General features: G+C 70.1%; 17 protein-coding genes. 9 read left to right on the top strand and 8 right to left on the bottom strand.

From position 1 onward, the window contains the following. Positions 1-2: 2 nt before the first annotated feature. From ACIHFD_RS25880 to ACIHFD_RS25870, 3 genes are read right to left on the bottom strand one after another with little or no spacing between them, the layout of a single operon-like run. On the bottom strand, positions 3-926 hold the full coding sequence (locus ACIHFD_RS25880) for a hypothetical protein (RefSeq protein ID WP_397369035.1): 924 nt from the start codon (positions 924-926) through the stop codon (positions 3-5). Positions 927-951: 25 nt separating this feature from the next. Beyond that, positions 952-1,671, bottom strand: a complete 720-nt coding sequence (locus ACIHFD_RS25875) for an MBL fold metallo-hydrolase (protein WP_397369034.1) — start codon at positions 1,669-1,671, stop codon at positions 952-954. Between the two features lie 30 nt (positions 1,672-1,701). Then, entirely contained in the window at positions 1,702-1,854 is a 153-nt protein-coding gene (locus ACIHFD_RS25870; RefSeq protein WP_397369033.1) for a hypothetical protein, read from the bottom strand. 410 nt (positions 1,855-2,264) lie between these two features. On the opposite strand from ACIHFD_RS25870, the gene rho reads away from it, so the two are divergent. The 3 genes from rho (at position 2,265) to ACIHFD_RS25855 (ending at position 6,536) form a co-directional block, all read left to right on the top strand. After that, positions 2,265-3,371: a transcription termination factor Rho gene (rho, locus tag ACIHFD_RS25865; RefSeq protein ID WP_397369032.1), complete on the top strand. Its 1,107-nt coding sequence runs from the start codon at positions 2,265-2,267 to the stop codon at positions 3,369-3,371. A 198-nt stretch (positions 3,372-3,569) separates the two neighbouring features. Continuing rightward, the gene (locus tag ACIHFD_RS25860; RefSeq protein WP_397369031.1) at positions 3,570-4,619 is read left to right on the top strand and encodes a putative RNA methyltransferase; all 1,050 of its coding nucleotides are present in this window, start codon (positions 3,570-3,572) and stop codon (positions 4,617-4,619) included. A gap of 144 nt (positions 4,620-4,763) precedes the next feature. Next, positions 4,764-6,536: a S9 family peptidase gene (locus ACIHFD_RS25855; protein ID WP_397369030.1), complete on the top strand. Its 1,773-nt coding sequence runs from the start codon at positions 4,764-4,766 to the stop codon at positions 6,534-6,536. 98 nt (positions 6,537-6,634) lie between these two features. Here ACIHFD_RS25855 and ACIHFD_RS25850 read toward each other — a convergent pair whose 3' ends face one another. Beyond that, positions 6,635-7,729, bottom strand: a complete 1,095-nt coding sequence (locus ACIHFD_RS25850; protein WP_397369029.1) for a PP2C family protein-serine/threonine phosphatase — start codon at positions 7,727-7,729, stop codon at positions 6,635-6,637. 570 nt (positions 7,730-8,299) lie between these two features. Here ACIHFD_RS25850 and ACIHFD_RS25845 point away from each other — a divergent pair. Both ACIHFD_RS25845 and ACIHFD_RS25840 read left to right on the top strand, forming a co-directional pair. Beyond that, entirely contained in the window at positions 8,300-12,484 is a 4,185-nt protein-coding gene (locus ACIHFD_RS25845; RefSeq protein ID WP_350732629.1) for a HAMP domain-containing protein, read from the top strand. Positions 12,485-12,487: 3 nt separating this feature from the next. Further along, the gene (locus tag ACIHFD_RS25840; RefSeq protein WP_350732628.1) at positions 12,488-13,117 is read left to right on the top strand and encodes a response regulator; all 630 of its coding nucleotides are present in this window, start codon (positions 12,488-12,490) and stop codon (positions 13,115-13,117) included. Between the two features lie 373 nt (positions 13,118-13,490). On the opposite strand, the gene ACIHFD_RS25835 is transcribed toward ACIHFD_RS25840, so the two are convergent. Then, entirely contained in the window at positions 13,491-14,687 is a 1,197-nt protein-coding gene (locus ACIHFD_RS25835; RefSeq protein WP_397369028.1) for an NYN domain-containing protein, read from the bottom strand. A gap of 187 nt (positions 14,688-14,874) precedes the next feature. Beyond that, positions 14,875-17,229 (bottom strand): sigma-70 family RNA polymerase sigma factor, encoded by a 2,355-nt coding sequence (locus ACIHFD_RS25830; protein ID WP_397369027.1) that lies wholly within the window; start codon positions 17,227-17,229, stop codon positions 14,875-14,877. 143 nt (positions 17,230-17,372) lie between these two features. Between ACIHFD_RS25830 and pyrE the strand changes: the two genes are divergently transcribed. After that, the gene (gene pyrE / locus ACIHFD_RS25825; RefSeq protein ID WP_350732624.1) at positions 17,373-17,906 is read left to right on the top strand and encodes an orotate phosphoribosyltransferase; all 534 of its coding nucleotides are present in this window, start codon (positions 17,373-17,375) and stop codon (positions 17,904-17,906) included. A 20-nt stretch (positions 17,907-17,926) separates the two neighbouring features. Here pyrE and ACIHFD_RS25820 read toward each other — a convergent pair whose 3' ends face one another. Further along, positions 17,927-18,337, bottom strand: coding sequence for a hypothetical protein (locus ACIHFD_RS25820; protein WP_397369026.1), 411 nt, complete (start codon positions 18,335-18,337; stop codon positions 17,927-17,929). A gap of 62 nt (positions 18,338-18,399) precedes the next feature. Continuing rightward, positions 18,400-19,107 carry a DedA family protein gene (locus ACIHFD_RS25815; protein WP_350732620.1) on the bottom strand — a complete coding sequence of 236 codons (708 nt, stop codon included), beginning with the start codon at positions 19,105-19,107 and terminating at the stop codon, positions 18,400-18,402. 108 nt (positions 19,108-19,215) lie between these two features. On the opposite strand from ACIHFD_RS25815, the gene fbaA reads away from it, so the two are divergent. The 3 genes from fbaA (at position 19,216) to ACIHFD_RS25800 (ending at position 22,074) form a co-directional block, all read left to right on the top strand. Beyond that, positions 19,216-20,238: a class II fructose-bisphosphate aldolase gene (fbaA, locus tag ACIHFD_RS25810; RefSeq protein WP_364253943.1), complete on the top strand. Its 1,023-nt coding sequence runs from the start codon at positions 19,216-19,218 to the stop codon at positions 20,236-20,238. A 34-nt stretch (positions 20,239-20,272) separates the two neighbouring features. Next, complete coding sequence (locus tag ACIHFD_RS25805) at positions 20,273-20,683, top strand: DUF3151 domain-containing protein (protein WP_397369025.1); 411 nt, start codon at positions 20,273-20,275, stop codon at positions 20,681-20,683. A 107-nt stretch (positions 20,684-20,790) separates the two neighbouring features. Next, positions 20,791-22,074: an adenylosuccinate synthase gene (locus tag ACIHFD_RS25800; protein WP_397369024.1), complete on the top strand. Its 1,284-nt coding sequence runs from the start codon at positions 20,791-20,793 to the stop codon at positions 22,072-22,074. The last annotated feature ends 32 nt before the right edge of the window (positions 22,075-22,106 follow it).

The following is a 22,106-nucleotide window of genomic DNA, read 5'->3' as shown; positions in this document are numbered from 1 at the left end:
CCCTACGACACGACCTGGAGCAGCGCCTGGTTCTTGGCCTTGGCCGGCTCGGCCAGCCGCTGGATCTCGTTGCCCGCGCTGTCGAACACGACCAGCGTGTTGTGGGCGTGGCCGGCCGCGTGGGCGGCCGTGTGGCCGCCCGCGTGCCCCGGCTGCGCGGGCGCGGCGGCCATCCGCATCACGAGACGACCGTCCGGCAGGTAGTACGCGCCGATCGCGTTGCCCTTGGCCGGCAGCTTCAGCCTCTTGCCCGTCGGGACCTCGACGATGACCGGCTTGAACGTGGTGGGCCAGGTCCTGGTGCCGGACGCCTGCGTGCCCTCCGGGAACGCCACGACCGCCTTGCTGCCGTCGGGCGACAGGCTCTGCACGTGGTTGATGGACTTGACGTTCTTGACCATGGCGGTCTTGCCCGTCTTGGTGTCGAGCCGGTAGAGGGCGTCGCCGGTGCTGGTGTAGCCGGCGAGATAGCGCCCGTTCCCCGCCCAGGCGAGGTGGCAGACGCCCTTGGACACGCCCAGCTTGTGCGGGGCGTTGCTGCCGTCGGCCCGGACGGCGTTGATCGTGCCGTTCGCGCTCGGGTATGCCACCTTGGTCGAGTCGGCGGACCAGACCGGGGTGAGGCACGGCGTACTGCCCTGGAGACCGCTGACGATCGTGCTGGTCTTGCCGCGCTGCCTGATGTTGAGGTTGCCGCTCTCGGTGATCCAGGCGGCCTTCGTACCGTCGGGCGACGCCGCGAACTGCGTGGCTCCGAAGCTGGCGAGCGGGTGCCACTCGCCGGCGGCCGTGTATCGGCTGAGCTGGTTGCCTGCCGCCGCGTAGACGGCGGCCCCGGACAGATCAGGCGTGGGCGCCGCCCACGCCGCCGACGGGACGACCAGAGCGGCGCCGAGTGTGGCACCAGTCACAATGCGTATCTTCATGATTACACATCGTGCCTGGGAAACGTCACAAACGCAGGAACGGCTCGCCGAAGTGAGCGGTCGCGAGAATCGCGCGCTCTGCCCTGAGCGCCGCGAGCACCTCCGCCCGCGTGCGCGCGGCCGTCTCCTGATCGTCGTCGTAGGCGTACCGGATGGCCGGGTCGTCGAGCTGCACCGGGTGGAGCACGAGGTCGCCGGTCATGGCCACGTCGCCGACCCTGGCGATCTGGTGGCCCGGCGTGTGCCCGGGCGCGTGATGCACGTGGACGCCCGGTGAGACCTCGGCGTGGCCCTCGACGACGTGCAGCTGCCCCTTGATCGGGGTGAGGAGCCGGTCGAGCACGAGGCCCTGCGCGGCGTCCACCTCGGCCTGCTGGAGGACGTACCGGGCGTTCTCGAACGCGGGCCTGCCGTCGGTCACCACGCCGCTGGCGTGGTCGCTGTGCAGGTGCGTCAGGACGACGGTGCCGATCTCGGCGGGCGAGACGCCCGCGGCGGCCAGCTCGCCGGCCAGGGTGCCGGGAACGGGGGCCCAGCTCGCGGCCGGTGAGTCTTCGTCACCGATGCCGGTGTCGACGAGGGTCAGCCGACCGGCCGCGTCGCGGATCAGATAGCAGTGGAAGTGCAGGACCCAAGGCTCGTCCTGAAGCCCGGAATCGGGGAACATCTCGGCGAGCGGGCGGCGGATCGCCGCTCCCATGGGACCTACGGCGTCGCAGAGCGGCGTCACCTCGACGCCGGACACTGTTATAGATGTATGCGGCACTCGCCCAGATTAGGCGGCTACGGCTACCTGCTGCCGACGCGGAACGAACTCGTTCTCGATGTCGGCCGCGTAGACGGCGCGGCAGCAGTGCGCGCACCTGTACACGATCGGGCCCTCGTCGAGCTCGTGGTGGCACCGCGGGCAGTGGTTGACGGTCTTCATGGGTGCTCCCCCAAGGAGTTTCTGTTGGTTCTATGGAACCCTCACCGAGTTGCAGGGGTCCTGCATGTCACTTGACACGATGGCGCTGCTTCGGCGGGGGCCCTATGCCCTCCGGCACACCGGGTGCGGTAATTTTCCTCGCAGTACGGTGCCGAGAAGAACATTGTCACGCCCCCCTGCCCGCGTCCGTGGGAGAAACTCCGAGAACGGTCCGGGAATAGCCCAAGAGGGCTAGGCGTTGAGTGGACCAGATGGTGTGGTATCTTGCCACCAGGCGTCGAGCTTCGGCTCCGCTGATCTTCATCTGAGTCTCGCCCCGGTTCTCTCGAGGGGCCCGGCTTCCTTTCTTTTCGCACCGCGCCCGACCGCTTTCGGGCTGGTCCGGCGCATTCCCCCAAAGGGGTTTCACCATGTCTGTACACATTCCTGAGCAGCGTGCGGACGTGCCCGTCCGCCAGGTCGAGGGCCTCCTGGACGTACGCGAGAAATCCGCGTTCCTCCGGGCCGGGCACCTCCCCGGACCCGGCGACGTGCGCCTCACGCCCGACAAGGTACGGCAGTTCGACCTGCGGCCCGGCGACCACGTCGTCGCGTCGTTCGCCGGCAACAAGCTCGTCGGCGTCACCTCGGTCAACGGCGCCGCGCAGTGGCGCGACCGGCCCGGGTTCGCCGAGCTGACACCCGTACATCCGACCGAGCGGCTCCGCATCGAGACCGAGTCGCTCAGCACGCGCGTCATCGACCTCTTCGCGCCCATCGGCAAGGGGCAGCGCGGCCTCATCGTCGCCCCGCCCAAGGCCGGCAAGACCATGGTCCTGCAGGCGCTGGCCGCCGCGATCACCCGCAACCACCCCGAGGTGCACCTCATGGTCCTCCTCGTGGGCGAGCGGCCCGAGGAGGTCACCGAGATGCGCGCCACGATCTCCGGCGAGATCTTCTACTCCACCTTCGACCACCCCGACCGCGACCACACCGCCGTCGCCGAGCTGGCCATCGAACGCGCCAAGCGGCTCGTCGAGTCCGGCCAGGACGTCGTGCTGCTGCTCGACTCGCTGACGCGGCTGGGGCGGGCGTACAACAACCTGGCGCCCGGCGGCGGCCGGGTCCTCACCGGCGGCATCGACGCCGGGGCCCTGTACCCGCCCAAGCGTTTCTTCGGCGCCGCCCGCAACGTCGAGGGCGGCGGCTCCCTCACCATCCTCGCCACCGCCCTGGTGGACACGGGGTCGCGGATGGACAACAACCTGTACGAGGAGTTCAAGGGGACGGGGAACATGGAGCTGCACCTCGTCCGCGAGCTCGCGGAGCGGCGGCTCTTCCCGGCCGTGGACCTGGACGCCTCGGGGACCCGGCGGGAAGAGATCCTGCTGCACACGGAGGAGCGGCAGGTGGTGTGGCGGCTGCGGCGCATGCTCACCTCCCTGGAGAAGCGGCAGGGGCTCGAGATTCTCGTCGACAAGCTCCGCGCCACCCCCTCCAACGCCGCCTTCCTCCTCGAAGCCACCACCGCCGCCTGACCCCCACCCCGGCGCGCCACCTCTCAGCGGAACCGCCCCCAGGGGATGCACACCCCCACCCGACGCGCTCCGATCGGCGCCGTAATGCCCCGCCCCGCGCCACCCTCAAAGGACGCACGCCACCACCCAACGCCCGCGTGGTGATGTGCACGTCAGGAGCCAAGCCCCGTGGGAAGGGTCCCGGGGTGGTGGACGAGAATGGGCGGCATGCTGGCCGATATCGTCGAATACCTAGCGTGCCCCGTCTGCCGAGCCACCCTCCGGCTCGACGCCGGCGCGCTGCGGTGCGCCCAAGGGCACGCCTTCGACATCGCCAAGCAGGGCTACGTAAGCCTCCTGGTCGGCAACAAACCCCCGGGAACGGCCGACAGCCCCGAGATGGTGGCCGCGCGGGTGCGATTTCTCGACGCGGGCCACTACGCGCCACTGCACGACGCAGTAGCAGAAACTGTACGAAAGTACGCGTGCAGCAAGAACGTTCCAGCAAAACGTGAGTACTCCACCGAAACGAATGACGGCACGGGGCTGAGGGCGTACCGTGGGGCGGGAGTGGAGGCCGGTTACGGCGCTGGATCAACGGATCCCGCGTACGAGCCGGAAATCGACGGTGATCGTCGCGCGGAGGGCAGGGCCGCGCCGTTGATCGTCGACGCAGGCGCGGGCACCGGGCACTACCTGGCGGCCGTGTTGGACGCGGTGAACGATGGCATCGGGATGGCGTTCGATGTGTCGAAGCACGCTGTACGCCGGGCGGCGCGGGTGCATCCCAGGGCAGGGGCGTTCGTGGCCGACGTGTGGCGTCCGCTCCCCATCAGGGATGGGGTGGCCGATGTGGTGATGGACGTGTTCGCGCCCAGGAACGGGCCCGAGTTCGGCAGGATCCTGAGGCCCGACGGCGTCGCGGTGGTCGTGACCCCGGCGGCGCGGCATCTGAGCCCGCTGGTCGAGGAGCTCGGGCTGCTCTCCGTGGACGACGAGAAGGAGCGCAGGCTGGCGCGGAGCCTGGAGGGCTTCGCCGAGGTGGAGCGACGTTCGGTCGAGTTCAAGATGGAGCTGGGGCATGACGGCATCGCCCAGGTGGTCGGGATGGGCCCGAGTGCGTGGCATACCGACCCGGCCGAGCTCGACAGGCGAATAGCGGGATTTATCTCCCGAAATGCCATGAACAGACAGCAAAAAGTAGTAACGCACGCAGCGTTTCACCTGTCTATCTTCGAGCCCGTACCCCGATCAAGACCCGTTCCTTGACGGGCATGTGGGACTGGTGTTACTGATGGGGCATTTAGTCCGAAATTCCCCCACATTCCCTGAGTTTTTCCCCGGAACACGCGCAATACTGGACGGCATCCCGCGCCCGGAGGCACGGGACATCAATGGGAGGGGGCGCACCGGATGAAGGCGGAGGAACGCTGGCAGGCCAGGTTCCGCGCGTCGCGCATGACGCTGCCGTCCTGGGCACGCCAGGCCCCCAACCGCTCCATCTACCGCTCCAACGCCACCGGCACCTGGGAGGTCTACGCCTGGGACCGCGTGAGCGGCGCCGTCCGCCAGGTCACCGACCGCCCGAAGGGCACCGCGTACGCCGCCATCGACCCCACCGGCCAGTGGATCTACTGGTTCGCCGACACCGCCGGCGACGAGTTCGGCGTGTGGTGGCGCCAGCCGTTCGCCGGCGGCCCCAACGAGCCGGTCGCCCCCGACCTGCCGCCGGGCCAGCCCGGCGGCCTCGCCCTGTCCACGACGGGCGTCGCGGCGATCAGCATGGCCAGCGAGGGCACGTTCAGGATCCATGTCGTACGCGTCGGCGGCCCGGCGAGTCTCCTGTACGAGCACAGCGAGGCCGCCTGGGTGGCCGACATGTCCCTCGACGGCTCGCTCATCGCGATCAACCACGGCGAGTACGGCGACTTCCGCCACCCCGCGCTCCGCGTCGTCCGCCCGAGCGGCGAGACGGTGGCCGAACTGTACGACGGGCCCACCAAGGGCGTCACCGGCCTGCACTTCGCCCCCGTCGTCGGCGACCGCCGCCTGCTGGCCCTGCACGAGCGCCGCCAGCGCCACGAGCCACTGGTCTGGGACCCGGTGAGCGGCGAGCAGCGCGAGATCTGGCTGAGGGACCCCGGCGACCTGAACGCCGAGTGGTACGACGACGGCCGCGGCCTGCTCATCCTGCGCGACCACCGCGCCCGCACGCACCTGCACCGCTACGACCTCGCGGGCGGCGGCCTGACGCTCATCGACACGCCGCACGGCGTGATCGAGGAGGCGTCCCCCCGGCCCGGCGGCCACGTCGAGTACTCCTGGTCCAGCGCCTCGCGCCCGCCGGTCATCCGCTCCAGCAGCGGCCAGGTCGTGGTCAATCCCGGCGGCCCGCCCGCCCCGCCGAGCGTCCCCGTCGAGGACATCGACGTCGACGGCGAGGGCGGCCGCATCCACGCGCTGGTCTCCAAGCCCGAGACGGGCGTCGCCCCGTACCCGGCCGTCTTCCTGCTGCACGGCGGCCCGACGGCGCACGACCGCGACGCGTTCTCGCCGGAGGTCGCGGCCTGGGTGGACGCGGGATTCGCGGTGGTGCGGGTCAACTACCGGGGCTCGACCGGGTACGGCTCCGCCTGGCGCGACGCGCTGCACGGCGACGTCGGGCACATCGAACTGGCCGACGTGGCCGCCGTACGCCAGGTCGTGGTCGATCGCGGCATCGCCGACCCGAACCGGATCGTGCTGGCCGGCGCGGCCTGGGGCGGCTATCTCACGCTGCTCGGCCTCGGCACCCAGCCGGAGCTGTGGGCGGCCGGCATCGCGGCGGTGCCGATCGCCTGCCACCAGACCTCGTACGAGGACGAGGCGGAGAGCCTGCGCGCCTACCACCGCGCGCTGCTCGGCGGCTCACCCGACGAGCAGCCGGAGCAGTACGCGGCCAGCTCCCCCATCACCTACGTCGACCAGGTCAAGAGCCCGCTGCTGATCCTCGCGGGCGAGAACGACACGCGCTGCCCGCTGCGCCAGATCGAGAAGTACGTGGCCAAGCTGGCCGAGCACGGGCGCGAGCACGAGGTCTACATGTACGACGCCATCGGCGGCTCGCTCGTGGTGGCGGAGCGGATCGCGCAGACCGCCCTCCAGCTCGAATTCGCCAGGAAGCACCTGGATCACAGTGACATTTGACACACTGTAAGAAGTTTCCCGACTGATCGACTTGACCGTCAGACTCTCTCGGTGACAGCATGTGCCGACGCTGTTACAGGGAGGCGTTATTGAGCGTGTTAGCGGGCGCGCAGCACCACGATGGCCAGGTCGTCCTGGCTCGGCTCGGAGGCGAACTCCGCCGCGCCCCTGCGGATGCGCTCGGCCACCGCTCTGGCCGACAGCCCGGCGCATTCGGCCAGCAGCTTGGCCAGCCCGCCGTCGTCGTCGAGCAGCCGTCCGCCCGAGCGCCGCTCCGTCACCCCGTCGGTCACCGCCAGGAGCACGTCGCCGTGCTCAAGATGCACGGTGTCGGCCTCGAACATGACCTCGTGGAAGACCCCCAGCAGCGACTGCGGCGTGGTCACGGCCTCCACCTTGCCGCTCGGCTTGAGCCGCAGCGCCTCGGGGTGCCCGGCCGACACCAGGCGCACCTCCAGCCCGGTCGCCACGGGCGTGATGTCGCCGTGCAGCAGCGTGAGAAACCTGGCGCGCTCGCCCTCCTCCAGGATCGCCTGGTTGAGCCGCCCGAGCACCGCTGCCACGCCGTACCCCTCGCGGGCCAGCAGCCGCAGCGTGTGGCGGGCGAGCCCGGTCACGGCTGCGGCCTCGGGGCCCGTGCCGCACACGTCGCCGATCGCGAACCGCCACGAGTCGTCGCCCGCCTTGAACAGGTCGTAGAAGTCGCCGCCCACCTCGTTGGTCTCGCCGGCGGGCTCGTAGATGACGCCGTAGTCAAGCCCGGGGACCTCGGGCTCGTTGGGCGGCAGCAGGCTGCGCTGGAGCGCCCGGTTGGCGGCGGCCTGCTGTGCGTAGAGCCGGGCGTTGTCCATGGCCAGCGCGGCACGCCTGCCGATGTCCTCGGCGAACTGGATGACGTCGTCGGGGAAGCGGTCGGGCCGGCCCAGGCACATCATGCCGAGCCCCCGCCCGCGCGCCGTGAGCGGCACCGCGAGCACCTGCGAGTCGGCCAGGTGGACGGTCGAGGTGACCCTGGTGTCGGCGGCGGCCACGTCTATACCGGCGAGCTGCTCGCGCAGCCCGTCGATCCTGGCCTCGTCGGCGTGCCAGAGGTAGACCAGCCGCATCGGCCCGACGGAGTTGTCGGAGGTGTAGACGGCGCACCAGCTGGACAATCGCGGGACTACGACCTGGGCGACGAGGGCAGGTACCATGTCAGGGTCGAGCGTGCCCGCGAGCAGGTCACTCGCATCAGCGAGGAACCCGAGCCAGTGCGGGCCTCGGGCGCTCTCCTCCAGCCATTCGGCGGCGACCCTGTCCGGGGAGCCAGGTAGCGTGAGCCTAGCCCAGTGGACACGGGAATCGCCCGTGAAGGTGACGCCCCACTCTTCGACGTTCGCGGAAGGAGCTTTCGGATCACCCTGTGAGAGGCTTCGCTGCCTCAGTTCGACCTGTACGGCATCCCCGAGATGCTTCCAGATCACCTCAAACGGCTCGTCAGCGACCTGTTCGGCCAAATCTCCCGCGACTTGTTCGGCGGTATGGAGCACGCCGCCGGTGGCCCACGCGGTCATCACCTCGCGCGTGAACCTCATCGCAGCCGTCACAGCGGTCTCGCCGGGCGCGAAGGTCGCAGCGAGCACGGCATGGGGAGAAGCAGTCATCCCACCGTGCCTACCACACTTCCAGCTGACTTGGGGTAAATCCAAGGGCAGGACTCAGAGCTACTCATCGTGACAGACTTGTATCACTCGCCGGAGCCCGCCGCGAGTGAAGGAGGCCCCATGACCACGGCCAAGGCCGCGCCAACCCCGGAGGAGAGGACCTACACCGAGTCGGATCTCATTCCCATCCTTGAGACCCTTTTCTCTTGGCGTGATGGTGATTTCCGGCGTCGTGTCCCCCACGCGCCTCCCGGGATCCTCAGCGAGGTCCGGCTGCTGCTCAACGAAGTGGCCGACCGCCGCGAACACCTGGCGAACGAGCTGGTGCGCGTTCGCAAAGAGGTCGTCAAGGAAGGGCGGTTCGGCGAGCGGCTGACGCCCGGGCCGGGCGTCGGCGCGTGGGCGGAGAGCGTCGAGTCGGTCAACCAGCTGATCGACGCCCTGGTGAGCCCCGTGAGCGGCGCGGCCGACGTGATCGACGCGGTCGCCAAGGGCGACCTGTCGCGCCGGATCGACCTCGACCGGTCCGCCAGGGGCGAGGTGCGGCGCCTCGGCAAGGCCATCAACGGCATGGTCGACCAGCTCGCGCTGTTCAACAGCGAGGTGACCAGGGTGGCGCGCGAGGCCGGCACCGAGGGCCGGCTGGGCGGCAGCGCCAACCTGCGTGGCATGTCGGGAAGCTGGCGTGACCTCACCGAGGCCGTCAACACGATGTCGTCCCGCGTGGCCGCGCAGGTGCGCGACATCGCGGTCGTGACCACCGCGGTGGCCAAGGGCGACCTGAGCCGCAAGGTGACGGTCGACGCCGTGGGCGAGATGTTCGAGCTGAAGAACACCGTCAACACGATGGTCGACCAGCTCTCCGGCTTCGCCGAGGAGGTCACCCGAGTCGCCCGCGAGGTGGGCACCGAGGGCCAGCTCGGCGGCCAGGCCCAGGTGACCGGCGTCTCGGGCGTCTGGAAGGACCTCACCGACAACGTCAACTTCATGGCCAACAACCTGACCTCCCAGGTGCGCAGCATCGCGACCGTGGCGACGGCGGTGGCCCAGGGCAACCTGTCGAAGAAGATCACCGTCGATGCGCAGGGCGAGATCCTGCAGCTCAAGGACACCCTCAACACGATGGTGGACCAGCTGTCGTCGTTCGCCGACGAGGTCACCCGAGTCGCCCGCGAGGTGGGCACCGAGGGCAAGCTGGGCGGCCGGGCCGAGGTGAAGGGCGTGTCCGGGGTCTGGAAGGACCTGACCGACAACGTCAACTCGATGGCCAACAACCTGACGTACCAGGTGCGCAACATCGCCCAGGTGACCACGGCCGTGGCCAACGGCGACCTCACCCGCAAGATCGACGTGGACGCCCAGGGCGAGATCCTCGAGCTCAAGTCGACCATGAACACGATGGTCGAGCAGCTGTCGTCGTTCGCCTCCGAGGTGACCCGAGTCGCCCGGGAGGTGGGCACGGAGGGCCAGCTGGGCGGCCAGGCGCAGGTGCGCGGCGTGTCCGGGGTCTGGAAGGACCTGACCGACAACGTCAACTTCATGGCCAACAACCTGACCTCCCAGGTGCGCCAGATCGCGGCCGTGTCGTCGGCGGTGGCCCAGGGTGACCTGTCGAAGAAGATCACCGTTGACGCGCAGGGCGAGATCCTGCAGCTCAAGGACACCCTCAACACGATGGTGGACCAGCTGTCGTCGTTCGCCGACGAGGTCACCCGAGTGGCGCGCGAGGTGGGCACGCAGGGCCAGCTGGGCGGCCAGGCCCGGGTGACGGGCGTCTCGGGCGTCTGGAAGGACCTCACCGACAACGTCAACTTCATGGCCAACAACCTGACCTCCCAGGTGCGTAACATCGCCGAGGTCACCACGGCCGTGGCCAACGGCGACCTCACCCGCAAGATCGACGTGGACGCCCAGGGCGAGATCCTGGCCCTGAAGACCACCATCAACCGCATGGTGGACCAGCTGTCGTCGTTCGCCTCCGAGGTGACCCGAGTCGCCCGGGAGGTGGGCTCCGAGGGACAGCTGGGCGGCCAGGCCCGGGTCGAGGGCGTCGAGGGCACGTGGAAGCGGCTCACCGAGAGCGTCAACGAGCTGGCCGGCAACCTCACCACGCAGGTGCGCGCCATCGCCACCGTCACCAGCGCCGTGGCCCGCGGCGACCTGACCCGCTCGATCGCCGTCGAGGCGCAGGGCGAGCTGATGGAGCTGAAGGACAACATCAACTCGATGGTGGCCAACCTCCGCGAGACCACCCAGGCCAACCAGGAGCAGGACTGGCTCAAGTCCAACCTGGCCCGCATCTCCAGGCTCATGCAGGGCCACCGCGACCTGCTCGAGGTGGCCAAGCTGACGATGAGCGAGCTGACGCCGCTGGTCTCGGCCCGCTACGGCGCCTTCTACGGCATCGACCCCGAGGGCGACCACGAGCTGATACTGATCGGCGGGTACGGCGTGCGTCCCGACCGGGGCCCGCGCCAGCGGTTCGCGATCGGCGAGGGCATCGTCGGCCAGGCGGCCGCCGAGGGCCGGCACATCATGCTCGACGACGTGCCACCGCAGTTCATCACCATCGACAGCGGGCTCAGCCAGTCCACGCCCGCGCAGATCGTGGTGCTGCCGATCCTGTTCGAGAGCCGGGTGCTCGGTGTGCTCGAGCTGGCCTCGTTCACGCCGTTCGGCGAGGTGCACCTCGACTTCCTGCGCCAGCTCGTCGAGACCATCGGTGTCACGATGAACACGATCATCGCCAACTCCCGCACCGAAGACCTGCTCACCGAGTCGCAGCGGCTCACCAGGGAGCTCCAGGAGCGCTCCGACGAGCTGCAGCGCCAGCAGGAGGAGCTGCGCAGATCCAACGCCGAGCTGGAGGACAAGGCGGCGCTGCTGGCCAAGCAGAACCGCGCGATCGAGATCCAGAACTTCCAGATCGAGCAGGCCCGCCGCACGCTGGAGGAGCGCGCCGAGCAGCTGGCGGTCTCCTCGCGCTACAAGTCCGAGTTCCTCGCGAACATGTCCCACGAGCTGCGCACGCCGCTCAACAGCCTGCTGGTGCTGGCCAAGCTGCTGACCGAGAACGCCGAGGGCAACCTGACCTCGCAGCAGGTGGAGTTCGCCCGCACGATCCACAGCGCGGGCTCGTCGCTGCTCCAGCTCATCAACGACATGCTCGACCTTTCCAAGGTCGAGGCGGGCCGGATGGACATCCACCCGATCCAGGTGTCGCTGCCGAAGATGGTGGACCTGCTGGAGGCGGCGTTCACGCCGCTGGCGCAGGACAAGGGGCTGTCGTTCAGCGTCGACGTCGAGAACGACGTGCCGAAGGAGCTGCGCGCCGACGAGCAGCGCCTGCAGCAGGTGCTGCGCAACCTGCTCTCCAACGCGGTGAAGTTCACGCCGCGGGGCGAGGTGAAGCTACGCGTCTCGATGGCGCCGCCCGGGGTCGACTTCGACGACGACACCCTGCACGGCGCCGACGACCTGCTCGCCTTCCAGGTGATCGACACCGGCATCGGCATCGCGCCCGACAAGCGGGACGTCATCTTCGAGGCGTTCAGACAGGCCGACGGCACGACGAGCCGCAAGTACGGCGGCACGGGCCTGGGTCTCGCGATCTGCCGGGACATCGCCAGGCTGCTCGGCGGCGAGATCCACGTGGACAGCGAGCTGGGCAAGGGCAGCTCGTTCACGCTCTACCTGCCGGCCTCCTACACCGGCCCGCTGGCCGCCACCGACGGCGGCGTGGCCCGCCGCCAGCTGATGACGGCGCCGGCGGAGGAGTCGGCCGCCGCGGTCGCGCCCGAGCCGCCGCTGCCGCTCGACCTGCCGATGCACGAACTGGTCGAGCCGGTGGAGACCCCGGCCCAGTGGCAGGGCGACGACCCGCTCAGCGGCGCCAAGATCCTCATCGTGGACGACGACATCCGTAACGTGTTCGCGCTGACCAGCGTCCTGGAACGACATGGTTCCACGGTCGTCTACGCTGAAAACGGTCGGGAGGGGATCGAGCAGCTCGAACGAAACGAGGACGTCGCGCTCGTGCTGATGGACATCATGATGCCGGAGATGGACGGCTGGGCCACCACCTCCGCCATCCGGCGCATGCCTCAGTTCGCCGACCTGCCAATCATCGCGCTGACCGCCAAGGTCATGCGGGGCGATCGCGAGAAGAGCATCGCCTCCGGCGCGTCCGACTACGTCCCCAAGCCGGTGGACGTGGACCGCCTGCTCGAACGCCTGCGCGGCTGGCTGAGCCGCGGGCGCGGGTCCATGTCCGACTCGTCAGCCTCAGCAGCCGAAGGGTCGTGATCGATGCCAGATCGCGCCAAGATTCTCCTCGTTGACGATCGCGAGGAGAACCTGATCGCCCTCGAAGCCATCCTCAGCTCCCTCGACCTGGTGCCGGTGCGCGCCAGGTCGGGCGAGGAGGCCCTCAAGGCGCTGCTCAACACCGAGTTCGCCTTGATCCTGCTGGACGTGCGCATGCCCGGCATGGACGGCTTCGAGACTGCCGCGCACATCAAGCGGCGGGAGCGGACCAGGAACATCCCGATCATCTTCCTGACCGTGGTGGACAGCGCGCCCGACTACGCCTTCCGCGGCTACGCGGCCGGGGCGGTCGACTACCTGACCAAGCCGTTCGACCCCTGGGTCCTGCGGGCGAAGGTGTCGGTGTTCACGGAGCTGTACAACATGAACAAGCGGCTGGCCGAGCAGGCGTCCCTGCTCCGCGACCGCGTGAGCGGCGAGCTCCCGCCGGGGGTCGGCGACCACGCCTCGGTGCTGCCCGAGCTGTCGCGACGGCTGACGGCGGTGGAGGACGAGCTGGCCCGGGTTCGGGAGCTGGCCCGCAAGGCCCAGGACCCGGCCCTCACCGTCCCCCTGTCCGACCTCACGGACCGCCTCAACCACCTCCGCGCCGGCTTCGACGCCCTCTCCTGACCCCGCCCCCGCCGGGCATGACGGCGGGGCATGGAGGCGGGGGATGACGGCCGGGCGCGACGGCGGCCGGCGCGTCGCACCGACGACGTGCGGCAACTCGAGCGCAGGCATTACCACGCAACCGCCGCCTCCCAAGCGCCGCGTCGGCGAGGCGTCGGTGGGTGGGAGCGGCCGCGAAGGGGCTCGGGCCAGGAGCCCGGAGGGGCGCGTAACGGGAAGCGCCGTAATCGGGATTCCTGTAGTGAGGGGTGGGGTGGCCGAGGAGCTCCTGGCCGGAGGGTCGCGTGGGGAACGAGGCGACAAGGCTGGAGCGGCGGGGCCGGCCGATGAGGTGGGGAAGTGACCGGCGGGGCGGGATCGCCTGGGGGGTGAGTCAGTGACGGGCGCGTTCCAAGGCATCCCAGAAGCCGCGTCTCAGCGCGTGCCGTACCTCGTCGTGCAGCAGGAAGTCGATCGGCAGGGAAGACCCCTGCAGCAACCGCGCCTCCAGGTCCGAAGGCATTCGCGGCTTGCGCGCCAGCACCGCCTCCAGCCACAGCGCGGGCGCGTCGCGCGCCACGGACTCGCCGAAGTCGTGCCCCTCCCGGTGGGCGGACTTGACCGCGTCCGCCAGCGTGGTGGCGCCGGCGGTGGCCGCGGACGGCGGGGTGACGGGCGCGGGCTGCGGCCCCGTGTACGGCCCCAGCTGGGCCGGCTGGTAGGTGCCGCTGGACGACGGGCTGGCGAACTGTCCGGTGCTGGGCGACTGCGACTGGATGGGCCCGGTCGCCGGAGTGGCCGGCGGCGCGGGTGTGACCGGCGGCTGCTCGGGCTGGTAGCTGGCGTACGTCGGCAGCACGGGCGGCGTGGACGACTGCCCGCGCCCGGACGAGGACCCGTTGGACGAGGACGGCGTGGAGGAGCCGGCGGCGTGGCTGCCGCTGGACGGCGGCAGCGGGGGCAGCGACGGGGGCAGGGCCGGCTGGGCGGGCGGCAGCGAATGGGCGGCCTGCCCGTTGCTGATCGGCTGGTGCCCGTTGGACGACTCCGCGATGCCCGCGACGAGGCTGACGTAAGGGCGCAGGTGGACGGCGCCCAGCTCGACCAGGTCGTCGCATTCCTGGCGCAGCGACCGCGACACGGCCCAGCCGCCGTCGGCCGCGATGTGGATCACGCTGACCCTGATGCCGAGGTCCTGCGCGTCGCACACGACCTGGGCCAGGTCCTCGTCCCCGCTCACGACCACCGCGTCGCAGATGGCGTTGTTGCGGGCGAGCGTCATGAGGTCGCGGTGGACCTGGGCGTCGACGCCTTCGCGCCGGCCCGGCCGGATGCGCGACAGCCTGAGCTTGAGGCCCGGTATGTCGGCCAGCGCGTCGTGCTCCGGCGTGCGACGGCCTTCGACCGTCGCCTCGTACCAGTAGCACCTCAGCAGCGGCAGGCCGGTGCGCTCGCGCGACAGGCTGGTCATCAGCTGGAGCAGCCCCGGGTAGTCCCAGGCAACCGCTTCACGATGACGCGTGCCGTGCACGGCCATCGCGCCATCGGCCAGCAGATAGCCGGCGTCCACGAACAGCGCACAGCGATCCACTTAGCACCGCCCCTTTCCTGGTGGTCCGTCCTGGCTGGCTCTGCACCGTCAGAGACCGGACTCGGCGGCCCTCTCTCAGGGTAATGAAAGCTGGTGATCGCGCGAGGGTTAATCCCGACGATTCGGCATCGACCCGCTGCCACCCCGGAGCATTCAGGCAGACCGTACCAGTTTGTCCCGTTCACAGTCATGATCGCGCTCGGACGCTCAACGCGGCCACCCCGAACAGCACGACATCCTTGTCCGTCGCGATCGTCAGCCCCGGATCCACCCCGAGTTCGGCCCCGACCGTGTCGACGTCGACGCCGAACGTCATCTCCGCCGCGCCGGTCGAGGACTCGTCGAAGACGTTCGACGCGTCCCGATCGCCGCCCTCGGGGGCGAGCGCGCCGGACCCGAGCGAGACCTTGTCACCCTTGAGGTCGGCGTCGCCCTCCCACGTCACCAGCTCGACCCTGGCGGGCGAGGCGGCCGGGCTCAGCCCGCCGAGCGGGATGCGCACCCGTCCCGCCGACCCGCCGACCACGGTGGCCGCGTCGAGCACCATGGCCTGGCTGTACGGCTCCGCGGGATCCGTCACGATCAGCACCAGGCTCCATCCGGCATGCCGGGACACCCCTTCTTCCATGGGCATGTCGGCCGCCCACCACGTGCCGTTGCGGTCGGAGGCGGAGACCAGCTCGCTGACGTCGGCGTACGCCTGGTAGACGGCCCCTGACGGCAGCTCGCGGAGCGCCACGTCGTCGGGTTTGACCAGCGTGTACTGGCGCCGCCCCGGCGGTCTGACCTTGATGGGCCCGGCCGTCGTCGCGCTCGCGGACCAGTAGAGGCCGGCCCACACGACCTTGCTCCCCTTGGGCAGGCTCAGCTCGGCCCCGCTGGACGCGCCGGTGCCGGAGCTGCCGTCCCGGTCGAGCGCGGTCATCGGCCAGAGGTCGTTGTCGCGCTGGCCGCGCCGGCGCTTTCGGGCCTCCGCGCAGCCGTCCGCCGTCTCGGGGCAGGTCAGCAGCGAGTTGCCGATCGCCCGGACGGCCACCTTCCCGTCGGTGGCGAACCTGGCGGGCGCCCCGGTCGTCCGTACGCCGTCCTCGGCCTGCGCCGTCACGTGCAGCGGGCCCGAGTCGATCCGGACGGCCGGGCCCGCGCCCTCCGGCGCCTCCGCCGCCACCCGTACCCGCAGGAACAGCGCCGTGCCCTGCCCCGCCGCCAGCGGCGCCCTGGCGCACCGCGCGTCGTGCCCGGAGGGGCGGCACGCCCACCCGTCCACGGTGCCCACGGTGTCGCGGTCGTCGCGGCGCGCGGGCGGGACGAGCGTCACGCCGGAGGGCAGGTCCACGAACGCCGTCAACTCCTCGCTGGGCGCCTCGCCATAGTTGCGCAGGCGCAGGCCGACGATGCCGGGCCGGGCGTGTACGAGCGAGCCCAGCGCCTCGACGGTGGCACGCAGCCGCGCCTTGCCCGGCTCCCCGCTCGTGACAGGGCTCTTGACCGGGCTCCTGGCCGGCGGCCGCACCCGCGTGGGTTCCTCGCTCTGCAACGGCACCGGCACCGGCATGGGCTCGCCGGCGAACGGCGGCGGCCCCGCGACCGGCACGGCGGCGGTGGGCCTCGCGATCGGCTTCTCGTCGGTGACCAGCAGCAGCCCGGCCGCCACGGCCACGGTGACGGCCATGCTGCCGGCCATCGCGGCCAGCTGCTGCCTGGGCCCCCGCCACAGCCGGCGGAACGCCCGCAGCAGCCCGCCCGCGCCGCCGCCCGCGGCCGACTTCGCCAGCGTCGTCGCATACCCGCCGAAGATCGGCCCCGCGACCAGCGGACCGACCATGACGCGCAGCCCGCGGTTGACGTCGGTCAGCTCCAGCAGGACCCCGTTGCACTCCTCGCAGGCGCCCACATGCTCGTCGACCACCTTGGCGTCGCGCCTGGTCAACCCGTCGCGGACGTACGCGCCCATCTTGCCCAGGACGGGCCGGCAGTCGTGCTTCGGCGGCGAGCCCAGGTGCATCTGCAGGTACGCCTGCCGCAGCCCCTCCCTCGCCCGGTACGCGAGCGCCGCCACGCCGTTGGGCGACAGGCCCAGCAGCGGCGCCACCTGGGCCGGTTTGCACCGTTCGACCTCGATGTGCCAGAGCACCGCCCGCCACCGCTCGGGCAACGACAGGAACGCCTTGGCGATCAGCGACTTCTCCAGCTCCACGAGCGCCGGATCGACGAACGGCACCCCCGGGTCGTACTCCTCGATCTCGCCCGTGGCCACCTGACGGCTCTCGATCCTGGAGCGGTCGTAGACCGTGCGACGCACCACCGTCAGCAGATAGGTGCGGAAGCCGGACTCGGGCCCGCCGCCCCTGCCGACCAGGTCGAGGATCTTCGTGAACGACTCCGCGACCACGTCCTCGACCTCGGAGCGCCGGACGAGCTGCCTGGCCAGCGCGCGGGCGGCGGCGGCGTGGCGCTCGTAGAGCTGCCCGTAGGCGGCGGCGTTGCCCTCTCTGACCGCCTGGAGAAGCTCTGCGTCGCTTTGCGGAGTTCCGCCACCCATAGTGACCTCACGATTACACGGGGTTGCCTCGCGCATTCATTCCGCACTCCCCGCCGGGACTAAACCGCACCCGCGCCTTTACCTTCGAGAGGTTTCGAGGGCGCCGCGACGGGCCCTCCGGCCGGACCCATAAGCTTGGGCGCATGACGGATCGCGACAACCTGCTGGCCGAGATCAAGAGCAAGGCCGTCGTCCACGGCAAGGTCATCCTCTCCTCCGGCATGGAGGCCGACTTCTACCTCGACCTGCGCCGCATCACCCTCGACGGTGTGGCCGCGCCGCTCGTCGGCCGGGTGATGCTCGACCTGACGGCCGACCTGGAGTTCGACGCGGTGGGCGGGCTCACGCTGGGGGCCGACCCGGTCGCGGGCGCGATGCTGCACGCGGCGGCGGCGCGCGGGCGCACGCTCGACGCGTTCGTGGTGCGCAAGGCGCAGAAGCAGCACGGCATGCAGCGCCGGATCGAGGGGCCCGAGGTGAAGGGACGGCGCGTGCTGGCCGTCGAGGACACCTCCACGACGGGCTCCTCGCCGCTGACGGCCGTGGAGGCGCTGCGCGAGGCGGGGGCCGAGGTGGTGGCCGTGGCCACGATCGTCGACCGGGGCGCGCGCGAGCGCATCACCGGTGAGGGACTGGAGTACCGCTCGGTCTTCACCCTCGGCGACCTCGGGCTCTGAAACTCCGGAGCCGCCGAGCGTCAGCCGCCGGCCGACTTGACGGTGAACGCCTCCCGGGCGCCGGCCTTCCCCTGCTCGCGCGGCTTGCCGTTCTCGGTGACGCGGACGGTGCCCGCGTCGCTGAGCACGACGTCGAGCTCCGGCTCGTAGTAGCTGACCTCCTCGCCCCTGCTCATCTCGCGATACTGCAGCACGTCGCCGCCCGGCACGCGTACGGTGACGATGGGGCAGGCATCGACCAGGCACTCGATGTGCACGGTCGGCACCCGCGCGGTGGTCTCCGCGGCGGGGCCGGGCGTGACGGCCGACGCGCGCTCGCGTTCGGGCGGCGTCGCGCCGAACGAGCCGAACAGCGCGCGGCCGCCGATGACCAGCAGCGTCACCACGGCGCCCGCGGCGAGGACGGCGAGCGCCATACGGGCGACGCCCATCGGATCTGACCTGTGGCGTCCCACAGGGGGCAGCGTACCCCGGGTAACCCCCGGTTTTCGGCTCAGAACTGGGTGTCGGTCGGCACGCGGTGGTGTTTGCCGTTGGGCTCGGGAAGGCTCTTGTGCTCCCTGCGCTTCTTGATCACCTCGACGATGATCGGGATCAGCGAGATGAACACGATGACGAAGACGCCCGGCAGGATGTACTTGTCGATCTGCTTGGGGTCGACCTTGCTGCCGAGGAAGTGGCCGAGCAGGAGCAGGCCCTCGACCCAGACGACGCCGCCGACGACGTTCCACAGGAAGAAACGCTTGGCCGGCATCTCCAGCACGCCCGCGACGGGATTCATGAACGTGCGCACGATCGGCACGAACCTGGCCAGAATCACCGCCCTGGCCGGACCGAACTTCTGGAAGAACTCCTCGGCCCTGACGACGTGCTCCCTCTTGAACAAGCGCGAATCAGGTTTCTCGAAGAGCCTGCGGCCGAACCTGGCCCCCAGGAAATGCCCGAGTTGGGCGCCCGCAATGGCGCACAGAGGCGTGCCGATCAAGAGGACGGGAAAGGAGAGCGGCTCGATGCCCATTCCCTGCGCCACCGAGGCCGAGCTGAAAATCCCCGCGGCCACCAGCAGCGAGTCGCCGGGAAGGAAGAACCCGAGCAGCAAGCCCGTTTCGGCGAAGATGATGGCGAGAACGCCGATCGTCGCGAAAGCCCCCAACACGGTCAGCCACCACGTCGGGTCGAGGAGATTCCAGAGCCAGTCCACGCCGAGAGCCTACCTGTAGAGGCGACAAACGCGTTGTGTCTACCACACGGGGTAGTGAGTCGGGATACTGGGCCTGCGCGAAGCCGTTACTTCTCAGGGAGATGAATCATGCCTATTGCGACTCCAGAGGTCTACGCTGAGATGCTCGACCGGGCGAAGGCCGGCGGATTCGCCTACCCGGCGATCAACGTGACCTCATCGCAGACGCTGAACGCCGCTCTGCGGGGCTTCGCCGAGGCCGAGAGCGACGGCATCGTCCAGGTCTCCACGGGCGGCGCCGAGTTCCTGTCCGGCGCGACCGTCAAGGACATGGTCACGGGGGCCACGGCGCTGGCCGAGTACGCGCGGGTGGTGGCCGCCAAATATCCCGTGACGGTGGCGCTGCACACCGACCACTGCCCGAAGGACAAGCTCGACGGCTTCATGAGGCCGCTGCTCGACATCTCCCTGGAACGGGTCGCCAAGGGCCTCGACCCGCTCTTCCAGTCCCACATGTGGGACGGCTCCGCCGTGCCGCTGGAGGAGAACCTGGAGATCGCCAAGGAGCTCCTGGAGAAGTCCGCCAGGGCGCGGATCATCATGGAGATGGAGATCGGCGTCGTCGGCGGTGAGGAGGACGGCGTCGTCGGCGAGATCAACGAGAAGCTCTACACGACCCCCGAGGACGCGCTGGCCACCGCGGAGGCCGTCGGGATCGGCGAGAAGGGCCGCTACCTGCTGGCCGCCACGTTCGGCAACGTCCACGGCGTCTACAAGCCCGGCCACGTCAAGCTGCGTCCGGGCGTGCTGAAGGACATCCAGGAGGCGGTCGCGGCCAAGTACGGCAAGGACAAGCCCTTCGACCTGGTCTTCCACGGCGGCTCCGGCTCGTCGCAGGAGGAGATCCACGAGGCGATCTCGTACGGCGTCGTCAAGATGAACATCGACACCGACACCCAGTACGCCTTCACCAGGCCGATCGCGGACCACATGTTCCGCAACTACGACGGCGTGCTCAAGGTGGACGGCGACGTGGGCAACAAGAAGACGTACGACCCCCGTTCCTACGGCAAGAGCGCCGAGGCCGGCATGGCCAAGCGCGTCGTGGAGGCGTGCGAGAACCTCAAGAGCGCTGGGACGAAGATCTCCTAGCCAGTTTCATGGCCCGGCGGGTATGACTTGTCCTATGGATAACCTTCTCGCCGGGCCGCCCCCGACTCAACTGCCGGATCTGCCCGAGGCCAGGGAGGCGCTCGACTCCGGAGCCAAGGCCGCGGACGTGGCCGCCCGTTTCCCCGCCTACCCGGCGGCCTGGGCAACGCTCGCGGAAGAGTACTTCGCGCAGGGGCACGCCGTCACTTCCTACGCCTTCGCCCGCACGGGCTACCACCGCGGGCTCGACGCGCTCCGCCGCAGCGGCTGGAAGGGACACGGGCCCATCCCCTGGGAGCACGAGCCCAACCAGGGCTTCCTGCGCTGCCTGTACGCCCTGTCCAGAGCCGCTCAGGCGATCGGCGAGAAGGACGAGGCCGAGCGGTGCCTACAGTTCCTCAGGGACAGCACCGAGACGGGCTACGAGGCGCTCGCCAAGGGTTAGCCCTCGTTGTCTTGGGACGAATAGGCACGTTCGGGTAGTCTCTCTACGCAAGAGCCCCTGTCGCGCTTGCGCCAGGGGTTTTCGTTTTGTGCACGGGAGACTGAACCATGCCGGCTGCCGTTCTCGTAGGCGCCCAGTGGGGCGATGAGGGCAAGGGCAAGGCCACCGACCTGCTCGGTGGCGACGTCGACTACGTCGTCCGCTATCAGGGTGGCAACAACGCGGGACACACCGTGGTCATCGGGGACCAGAAATACGCGCTGCACCTTCTACCGACGGGAATCCTGTCGCCCGACGTGGTCCCCGTGATCGGCAACGGCGTGGTCATCGACCCCGGCGTGCTGCTGAGCGAGATCGACGGGCTCGCCGCGCGCGGCATCTCCGCCGAGCGCCTGCTGATCTCCTCGAACGCGCACCTGATCATGCCGCACCACAAGGCCCTCGACAAGGTCACCGAGCGCTACCTCGGCAAGGCCAGGATCGGCACCACGGGCCGCGGCATCGGGCCCGCGTACGGCGACAAGATCGCCCGCATGGGCGTGCGCGTCCAGGACCTGCTCGACCCCGGCATCCTGGCCAAGAAGATCGAGGTCGCCCTGGGCGAGAAGAACCAGGTGCTCACCAAGGTCTACAACCGCCGCGGCATCGACCCCACAGCGGTCCTGGACGAGTACCTCGCCTACGCCGAGCGCCTCAAGCCGCACATCGCCGACACCTCGCTGGTGCTCTCCAAGGCGCTGGACGAGGGCAAGTTCGTGCTGCTGGAGGGCGGTCAGGGCACGCTGCTGGACATCGACCACGGCACCTACCCCTTCGTCACGTCCTCCTCGCCGACCTCCGGGGGCGCCTGCGCCGGGGCCGGGATCCCGCCGAACCGCCTCACCAAGATCATCGGCATCCTCAAGGCGTACACGACCCGGGTCGGCTCCGGCCCCTTCCCGACCGAGCTCACCGACGAGGTCGGCGAGTGGCTGCGCCAGACGGGCGGGGAGTACGGCGTCACCACGGGCCGCAACCGCCGCTGCGGCTGGTTCGACGCGGTCATCGCCCGCTACGCGACCCGGATCAACGGCATCACCGACTACTTCCTCACCAAGCTGGACGTGCTGTCGGGGCTGGAGCGGATCCCGGTGTGCGTGGCGTACGACGTGGACGGGGTGCGGCACGACGAGATCCCGATGACGCAGACGGACTTCCACCACGCCGTGCCGATCTACGAAGAGCTGCCGGGGTGGCAGGAGGACATCACGAGCGCGAAGGACTTCGACGATCTGCCGCCGAACGCGCAGGCGTACGTGCGGGCGCTGGAGGACATGAGCGGCGCCCCGGTCTCGGCCATCGGCGTGGGCCCCGGCCGCGACCAGACCGTGGTGGTGCGCTCGCTCGTCTGAGAGCAGGCGCCGGGGTCCGGCGAGACCGGACC

This window comes from Nonomuraea sp. NPDC051941, assembly GCF_044593615.1.
Note: the sequence above shows the minus strand (reverse complement) of the source record. Positions and strands in the feature narration are given on the sequence as shown.

Excerpts from the sequence above, each read along its gene's own strand:
- ACIHFD_RS25880 (WP_397369035.1), bottom strand. The coding sequence starts at position 926 with ATGAAGATACGCATTGTGACTGGTGCCACACTCGGCGCCGCTCTGGTC.
- pyrE (WP_350732624.1), top strand. The coding sequence starts at position 17,373 with ATGACGGATCGCGACAACCTGCTGGCCGAGATCAAGAGCAAGGCCGTC.
- ACIHFD_RS25820 (WP_397369026.1), bottom strand. The coding sequence starts at position 18,337 with ATGGGCGTCGCCCGTATGGCGCTCGCCGTCCTCGCCGCGGGCGCCGTG.
- ACIHFD_RS25845 (WP_350732629.1), top strand. The coding sequence starts at position 8,300 with ATGACCACGGCCAAGGCCGCGCCAACCCCGGAGGAGAGGACCTACACC.
- fbaA (WP_364253943.1), top strand. The coding sequence starts at position 19,216 with ATGCCTATTGCGACTCCAGAGGTCTACGCTGAGATGCTCGACCGGGCG.
- ACIHFD_RS25800 (WP_397369024.1), top strand. The coding sequence starts at position 20,791 with ATGCCGGCTGCCGTTCTCGTAGGCGCCCAGTGGGGCGATGAGGGCAAG.
- ACIHFD_RS25850 (WP_397369029.1), bottom strand. The coding sequence starts at position 7,729 with ATGGTACCTGCCCTCGTCGCCCAGGTCGTAGTCCCGCGATTGTCCAGC.
- ACIHFD_RS25855 (WP_397369030.1), top strand. The coding sequence starts at position 4,764 with ATGAAGGCGGAGGAACGCTGGCAGGCCAGGTTCCGCGCGTCGCGCATG.
- ACIHFD_RS25840 (WP_350732628.1), top strand. The coding sequence starts at position 12,488 with ATGCCAGATCGCGCCAAGATTCTCCTCGTTGACGATCGCGAGGAGAAC.
- ACIHFD_RS25860 (WP_397369031.1), top strand. The coding sequence starts at position 3,570 with ATGGGCGGCATGCTGGCCGATATCGTCGAATACCTAGCGTGCCCCGTC.
- ACIHFD_RS25870 (WP_397369033.1), bottom strand. The coding sequence starts at position 1,854 with ATGAAGACCGTCAACCACTGCCCGCGGTGCCACCACGAGCTCGACGAG.
- rho (WP_397369032.1), top strand. The coding sequence starts at position 2,265 with ATGTCTGTACACATTCCTGAGCAGCGTGCGGACGTGCCCGTCCGCCAG.
- ACIHFD_RS25830 (WP_397369027.1), bottom strand. The coding sequence starts at position 17,229 with ATGGGTGGCGGAACTCCGCAAAGCGACGCAGAGCTTCTCCAGGCGGTC.
- ACIHFD_RS25805 (WP_397369025.1), top strand. The coding sequence starts at position 20,273 with ATGGATAACCTTCTCGCCGGGCCGCCCCCGACTCAACTGCCGGATCTG.